This is a genomic window from Romboutsia sp. MSSM.1001216sp_RTP31141st1_G3_RTP31141_220114 (genome assembly GCF_039031195.1).
GTDB lineage: Bacteria > Bacillota > Clostridia > Peptostreptococcales > Peptostreptococcaceae > Romboutsia_C > Romboutsia_C hominis.
In genome coordinates, this window is sequence record NZ_JBCIUO010000043.1 from 1 (window position 1) to 3,834 (window position 3,834).

Consider the following 3,834-nt stretch of genomic DNA (forward strand, 5'->3'; position numbering starts at 1 on the left):
TCGTAGAACCGCATCGAATAGACGCTTTTAAACCTCATAGCCGTTATCAGTTCGTACTTTCGATAGCCTTTGGTAAAGTCAAGGATGCACTTCCAAATCTCATCAAACACGAGAAAAGTAACAGTCCCCTCTTTCTTGGATATTTTGGGCTTCGTAATAATCGGAGTCGCAGTCCAATAGTTCTCGTCTTCGTAGATTATATGCTTCTTGCTAAGACTCAGAAATGCCTTTTTGGCGATTGTGTAGTTTTCGTCCTTTTCGTCTCTGAGAATAGACGAAGTCGGCAAGGTAATTTCCCTGCCTAATTGCACAGGTATGATTTTGTGCATGTGGTCTTTGATTTTCAGCCCTGCAATTTCATCTTGCGCACACTCCACCAATCTGTACATGATTCGCTTTTCGTAAGCTGTGAAATCGTACTTGGCAGCGGTGAAGATATACGACTGCATGATGTTTTTGTTCTCGGTTATAACTCGTGCCATGGATGTAGTTTTTGAAGTACTCGGCAAAGATAAAAACTAAATGCGACTTACACAATAGTAAGACGCATACAACATTAAAAAAGTCGTAGTAAAAGGAGTTTTGGAACATTAAAAAAGTCGTCGTAGGACATTAAAAAAGTCGTACTTAGAGGCCTTTTTCCTCGCATAATGCGCGCGCGCGAGGATAGACATAGATAGTCCATGTCTTAAGACAGAGACTTGCTTATACAGGTCGCTTGCGCTCCCACTTTCGGAAAAAGAAGAAAAAACAAAAGGGAAAAAAAGAAGCTTCGCCCAGGCGGTGGCGGACAAGACAACACCCCCTCGGAGGGGGGAGGGGGTGTGCGGTTATTGAAGAGCTTTTTTGGCCGTGTACCATTTGGTGTCACCAAATATATTTATTATCTTTGCACCGAACCTAAAAACAATGGATTTATGGCAACATTCAACTACACAACAAGAGAATTTAGAGAAAAGCAGGCTTTGATTTTGGATAAGGTTGATGCCGGTGAGGATATTATCATTCACAGAGGTATCAAAAAGTCCTATATGCTTGTCCCAGTTCACAAGGAAGATTACACAATCAGTGAAGAGTTCAGAGAGAAGATTGCCAAGGCAAGGGAAGATTACAAAGCTGGGAAAGGTATAACTTGCAAGACTGTTGAGCAGTCCATGGCTTTACTTGAATCGTTGTAGCCCATGTATAGCGTTACATACAGCGATGAAGCCTTGGCCTCCATTGCGAAATTCAAAAGGTCTAATCCTGCATCTTTCAAGAAGATTACGAAATTCATCGAAGAACTGCATGAGCATCCCCGAACGGGAACCGGGCATCCGGAGCCATTGAGAGGGTACGGAGGGAACGTATATTCAAGGGAGGTGAACAAGAAAGACAGGCTTGTTTACGAAATCTATGAAGAGGTCGTGAATGTGTTTGTGATTTCCGCAGAGGGACATTACAGCGACAAGTAAAAACAGAAAAAGAGTGAGCTATCGTAGTGTAGCCCACTCTTTTTTAGCGTTAGCGTCTGAATCCCCATGAGCGTTTCTGTTCTTCTTGCCGTTCTTGTTTGGGAGCTTCGGTGACTTGCGGTGCTTTCTTTTTTCCCTCTTGTTCTCTTTTCTTCCGTTCGGCCTCCTGCTGTTCCAGTTCCTTGGGTGACATGAATAGCCGTTCTTCTCTCGGGGTGGAGTAGTGCCGCAGCACATCGGGGTCACCATGGGCATACTCCCGTATCAGTTCGGCTACATCTTCTTCAAGCCCTTTAATTCGCGTCTGAGAGCCTTTTAAGCCTTCGCGGTACCTCTCATTCCCGAAATTGATTTTAGCCCAATAGGCGGCTTCTTTTTGGGCTTCTGCGGCTTCTTTGAGCTGCTTCACCTCCTGTTCCAGCGATTTGGCTTTGTCAAACCACAATCTCCACCGCTTTCCGATGTTTTCGGGAGTCAGGTCTTCCAGCTTCAAGCGTGCAGCACTCAGAATAGCCTGTAAAACCTGTTTTCCGCCCTCCTGACGGCCTTTTTCTCTTTCGGTTGGTAGTTGTACCTCCAACTTCGTTACACGCTCTTGTAGGGCATTTTCCTTGGCTTTTGCCTTACCTGTAACTGCATCCACAACATATTTGCCCACTGTCTTGATTGTGTTAATGGTTTCCTCTTTGGCTGCCTTGGCCGTACTGAGTTCCGCTACCTGTTCTTTTAGTTGTTCGGCTCGCTGGGCTTCTGCTGCTGCTTTGAATTGTTGTGCCGTTAAGTGCTTTTTCTCGCTGCTCTGTCCTCGCTCCATGCCCAGGACTTCGGCTGTTATGGTCTGCATTTCGGCCATCTTTTGACGGTTCAGTTTAACAGACTTGCCTGTGCTGTGGTTTGTCCAGTCAAACACAAGATGCGCATGGAGGTTGGGCTTCCAATCCTTGGATTTCTGATAGCCCTCGTCCCGATGGATAGCGATTTGAAAGACCTCGATGCCGAGCCGATCGCGATAAGCATCGGCCAATCGGTGGAGGTCTGCCATGGTAGTACTCTCTTGGATCACGACAACACCCTCACGGATTGGGGTTGCCTTGGCTTGCATCTTCTGCCCTGTCTTGGATTGGTACAGGGCTTTGATGTTGGCAAGGCGGTTGGCCTGTGTGTCGCACTCCCAATATTCGTTGAGGTGGGACAAGTCCTTGCGAACGTAGTCAAGCTTCTTCTTGCGCTTGTTGTGTTCCTCGCTGCCACCTTTGACCGGCTGCACGTTGATGGAGGTTTGTTTTGCCATAGTGTTACGTTTTTAGTGTCGGGCGGCCATGGGGTCGGTAGGGGCTTGCCCCTGCCCCCTCGGAGAGCACACAACCCTGCAAGGGTTATAGTGTGCTATATCCATAACTTGGATTACCCACGCGCGAAGATAGCGATTTTATCCGAAAGTAACAAGCAAAAGCCCCTCCCAATATTCCATCCAGCGGAACATCAGGAGGGGCGATTCCGTTACAGAAAAAGGTAGGTTATCTGCCCTTTCTTTCTTCGACTTCTTTAGCCCATTTCTTGGCTGCCGTCACGTCGAAAGGGTGTTCGGCAAAGTCTCTCATCCATGGCTCGATGTACGCATCGTATGCGCCTCGATTGACCACGTAGAACACCTTTTCTTTGAGGTCGGGTGCTGAATCATACAAGGGTGTATCGCCTAATTTGGCGCACAAATCTGCCACCTCTCGGAGCATCTTGCCGAACTCCTTGTAAGTTGCGAATTTTTCGTTCGATTCCATAGTTTGATTATGTTACACGATTAGACTTCTTTCAATTTGGTTTTGATAGCTCCAATGACATAGGCTTTTTCGCTTCGAGCTTCCCTTGCTCCACCTTTCAGACCTGCGAGGAAGTCTATGAAGTTGGGGATTCGGTTCTGACCATCGATGAGCGTTTTCTTGTTCCTGTTGATTTCGTCGGCTTCGAAACCAAATGAGTACTTGAGGTATTTGTACACCTCGTCATCAATCTGCAGCCGTGCCGTTACCTTGGCCATGCGCTTCTGTTCCTGTAGTGCCGGGTCTTCTCGGTTTTCGAAGAAAGTAGGATAGAAAGTCCACCCGATAATCTTTCTCCCCTCTGTTACCTCCTCGGCAACGAAAGAGAATGGAGAGGATTCATCAAGTTCAGCTTTGGCCACATCGATGACTTTTCTGCGAAAGTCATTTACTTTTCCGTATTTCCCTTGCAGCCCGAATCTCTCACGAAGTCCTTCAGGACCTTCTAATGGTACAAACAGAGGCTTTTTCTGCCCTGTCATTAGTTCGTAGAACCGCATCGAATAGACGCTTTTAAACCTCATAGCCGTTATCAGTTCGTACTTTCGATAGCCTTTGGTAAA

6 protein-coding genes are annotated in these 3,834 nt (G+C 46.7%); 2 read left to right on the forward strand and 4 right to left on the reverse strand.

The window, feature by feature from the left end; genetic code table 11:
- Window positions 1–449: replication initiation protein (locus ABCP60_RS15720; protein WP_343102165.1), on the reverse strand; the 449-nt coding region annotated here is incomplete at its 3' end.
- Between the two features lie 375 nt (window positions 450–824).
- Between ABCP60_RS15720 and ABCP60_RS15725 the strand changes: the two genes are divergently transcribed.
- Window positions 825–1,178, forward strand: a complete 354-nt coding sequence (locus ABCP60_RS15725; protein WP_343085148.1) for a hypothetical protein — start codon at window positions 825–827, stop codon at window positions 1,176–1,178.
- Window positions 1,179–1,181: 3 nt separating this feature from the next.
- Window positions 1,182–1,454, forward strand: coding sequence for a Txe/YoeB family addiction module toxin (locus ABCP60_RS15730; RefSeq protein WP_138272246.1), 273 nt, complete (start codon window positions 1,182–1,184; stop codon window positions 1,452–1,454).
- A gap of 49 nt (window positions 1,455–1,503) precedes the next feature.
- Here the strand turns inward: ABCP60_RS15730 and ABCP60_RS15735 are convergent, their stop codons facing one another.
- The 3 genes from ABCP60_RS15735 to ABCP60_RS15745 form a co-directional block, all read right to left on the reverse strand.
- Window positions 1,504–2,745 (reverse strand): mobilization protein, encoded by a 1,242-nt coding sequence (locus tag ABCP60_RS15735; protein ID WP_234243904.1) that lies wholly within the window; start codon window positions 2,743–2,745, stop codon window positions 1,504–1,506.
- Window positions 2,746–2,971: 226 nt separating this feature from the next.
- Complete coding sequence (locus tag ABCP60_RS15740) at window positions 2,972–3,139, reverse strand: hypothetical protein (protein ID WP_343102166.1); 168 nt, start codon at window positions 3,137–3,139, stop codon at window positions 2,972–2,974.
- Window positions 3,140–3,252: 113 nt separating this feature from the next.
- A partial coding sequence (locus tag ABCP60_RS15745) for a replication initiation protein (RefSeq protein WP_343102167.1) occupies window positions 3,253–3,834 on the reverse strand: 582 nt, incomplete at its 5' end.

Coding starts and splice junctions, on each gene's coding strand:
- ABCP60_RS15730 (WP_138272246.1), top strand. CDS start 1,182: ATGTATAGCGTTACATACAGCGATGAAGCCTTGGCCTCCATTGCGAAA.
- ABCP60_RS15735 (WP_234243904.1), bottom strand. CDS start 2,745: ATGGCAAAACAAACCTCCATCAACGTGCAGCCGGTCAAAGGTGGCAGC.